The following is a 2,713-nucleotide window of genomic DNA, read 5'->3' on the forward strand; positions in this document are numbered from 1 at the left end:
GATGTGTATAAGAGACAGGTCTGAAGGGATACACGGCGAGCCAGCTGAGTTTTCACATGGCGTCGGTCTATCTCATCCATGAACTGAGCTGCATGCCGTACCTGTCACCGGGGAGTATCCCGAAGCGGGTGGCGGAGCTGGATAAGCAGGCGGGGCAGTTTGTATTACCGGAGCGAAGGGAGCGGAGTTATCCCCGCAGTGTGAAGGCAAGACCACAAAAGTATGCGGTGCAAAAAGCCAATAAAAACAATGCCAGTCAGGCTTAACTGACTGGCATTAACCTGATTGGAGGTGGTTTACATTTTGGCTTTGGAGGGGAAGCCAAGAGGCTGTGCATCATGTCAGCCTTGTTCGGCACAATAGCATCCCTTTTTGGGGTGGGGCCAGTGGCCCCACCTTTGCCTATCCAGTCGGCTGAACTGTTTGGGTTCGGCTAGATGGGCGATGAAATATAGACAAATAGGCCTTTGCTAGCAAAGTGAGGGTGAAATGGGATGCTGCGGGAAAGCCCCCTAAAACCGCCTCAGAAGCGTTGCAAACTTTCAGGCAGTAAATGCCCCGTCTTGGGTGTGGAAACGCCCCAAAACGCGATACAGGCGGCCAAATCCTGACGGGCTGACCGTTTTGCTATGCAAAGTTGGCCATTAAACATAATGACGATTAAGTACACCGCTCTTAGCCGTATTAGCAATTCTTAGCACTCATTACATATTGCCATAAAACCTTACAGATTGTACTTGAATGGCGCTTGCTGTTATTTTGAGCTCTGCACTATAAAGACAAAATTTTGACTTTTTAATCAATAAGATGGACGGTTTTATGAAAAAGCTCATTGCTATGGTTTTTGTTTCTCTTTTGGCTGCTGGTGTTGTTCAAGCCCATTCTGGTGGTACTGATTCGAATGGGTGCCATGCTGGCACTAAGCCATATCACTGTCACTAAGGAGAAATAAAATGGCTCAGGGTTATTACGAACTTAAGAAAAGCACTACAGATACAACGCAGCCTTACTACTTTGTGCTCAAAGCGGCTAATCATGAAGTGATTGCCACAAGTGAGATGTATAAAACCAAGCAGGCTGCGCAAAACGGGATTGAATCAGTTCAGGCTAATGGTTCCACTCAAACAGTCAAAGATCTTACCTAGTGATCGCTGGCTGTGTAGGTGGGGCCAGTGGCCCCAATTTTACGCGGTCTCTACGGTGTTTTCTCACTTCTTTGTGGATTTGCTCGGTTTTAGCGATGGAGTATTCCCAGGTGTATCTTTATTGTCACGGCGACGCTGATCTGGTTGCCCTGTTGACTTAGCGATTGGTTTTGGACCTGGTTTAAGAGCCATAAGTATGTGTCCTTTGAATATTTAAGAGGACGCCCCTCTCAAAATAGAGATGTGGGCTCTAATGTTGGTTTCCAATGGTGACCATACGTTAAATGCGTATAAGGGGGCGTTACGTTAAATCGGACGCCTTTTTTGTTGCCCACCACCCTGCAAAGTGGCTTGTCTTGCCGCGCGTTATCTCCCATCCTGCGCCGCACCGTCCCTTGTCCCTGAGTTCCCTATGCAAACCATCACTCATCCCACCCTGGTCCAACTGGTGGCCTCCGGCGCTGTCCGTGTCGTGGTCGCCGTCGGCCAGCCAGGTGGCTGGACCCTGCTGATCCGCTACGGCCTCGCTGAACGCGCCCTCGCCGCCCAGCGTAGCAAGCAGCTCAGGGTGTTTCGCAAACTCGATACCCTAGTGCTCTATCTGCAGGCGATCGGCGTTAGCCGCTTTGAGATCGATGCCGCCAATTTCAGCGGGCTGGCCAGATAGCGGTAACGAGTTGCCCACGGGGTCGTGCAAGCATAGAATGTAATTACGTTTGTATTTACATTGGTGTGATCATGGGGACGATTAATCTACGCATTGATGATGAGCTGAAGGCTCGTTCTTATGCGGTATTAGACAAGTTAGGGGTAACGCCTTCCGAGCTGTTACGACAAACCTTGGAGTACGTAGCTACCCAAGAGAAGTTGCCCTTTAAGACGACGTTGGTGACCGAGGATGAAGCCGCATTGCTTGCCTTGGTGAGAGAGCGGTTAGCCAGTCCTCAAAAGGGGATCAGGGTTTCACTGGATGAGCTTTGAGCTAGAGTTTGATCCCCGAGCATTGCGGGAGTGGAAGAAGCTAGGCGATACCGTCCGCCATCAGTTTAAAAAGAAGCTCATAGAGGTGCTAGAGCGCCCCAGAAATGAGGCTAATCGTCTGCACGGCTTGCCGGATTGCTACAAGATCAAACTGCGAAATGTAGGGTATCGATTGGTTTACCAAGTGCAGGATGAGCGGGTAGTGGTGTTCGTGGTAGCGATCGGTAAACGAGAGCGGGAACAAGCATATTTGGACGCGACAGCGCGACTAGAGTGATGCACTTGTGCGAGATATATCTGGCGGCCAGCTCATCAAGCTGGCCGTTTTGTTATGTGAGGTTGCTCACTGACCTAATTCAACATAATGACGATTAGACGCAGCGTTTTTTGGCCCCTGCTGGTGCAATCTTCCCCCCTCCCTCATGGGTGTCAGAAAAGCCTGAAATCACGCATCCAGTGACGGGGCTATCTGGCCCCGTCTGCTGCCTGTGGCACAATGATGGATTCACTAAGCAGATAGGAAATAAGAACATGGCCAACCATGCCTACATGACCATCACCGGAAAAGAACAGGGATTGATTTCGGC

5 protein-coding genes and 1 pseudogene are annotated in these 2,713 nt (G+C 50.2%); all 6 read left to right on the top strand.

What is annotated here, in order from left to right:
* Positions 1-20 precede the first annotated feature (20 nt).
* Positions 21-266: pseudogene (locus CUC53_RS10025) on the top strand (IS4 family transposase); the annotation flags it as partial.
* A gap of 553 nt (positions 267-819) precedes the next feature.
* Positions 820-942 carry a YHYH domain-containing protein gene (locus tag CUC53_RS10030; RefSeq protein ID WP_100294032.1) on the top strand — a complete coding sequence of 41 codons (123 nt, stop codon included), beginning with the start codon at positions 820-822 and terminating at the stop codon, positions 940-942.
* A gap of 11 nt (positions 943-953) precedes the next feature.
* Complete coding sequence (locus CUC53_RS10035; RefSeq protein ID WP_100294033.1) at positions 954-1,145, top strand: YegP family protein; 192 nt, start codon at positions 954-956, stop codon at positions 1,143-1,145.
* 412 nt (positions 1,146-1,557) lie between these two features.
* On the top strand, positions 1,558-1,812 hold the full coding sequence (locus CUC53_RS10040) for a hypothetical protein (RefSeq protein ID WP_100294034.1): 255 nt from the start codon (positions 1,558-1,560) through the stop codon (positions 1,810-1,812).
* A 71-nt stretch (positions 1,813-1,883) separates the two neighbouring features.
* A complete protein-coding gene (locus tag CUC53_RS10045) occupies positions 1,884-2,126 on the top strand; it encodes a type II toxin-antitoxin system RelB/DinJ family antitoxin (RefSeq protein ID WP_100294035.1) in 243 nt (80 codons plus the stop codon).
* A complete protein-coding gene (locus tag CUC53_RS10050) occupies positions 2,116-2,403 on the top strand; it encodes a type II toxin-antitoxin system RelE family toxin (protein WP_100294036.1) in 288 nt (95 codons plus the stop codon). Before CUC53_RS10045 ends, CUC53_RS10050 begins: the two co-directional genes overlap by 11 nt.
* The last annotated feature ends 310 nt before the right edge of the window (positions 2,404-2,713 follow it).

Source organism: Aeromonas cavernicola, assembly GCF_002795305.1.
Lineage (GTDB): Bacteria > Pseudomonadota > Gammaproteobacteria > Enterobacterales > Aeromonadaceae > Aeromonas > Aeromonas cavernicola.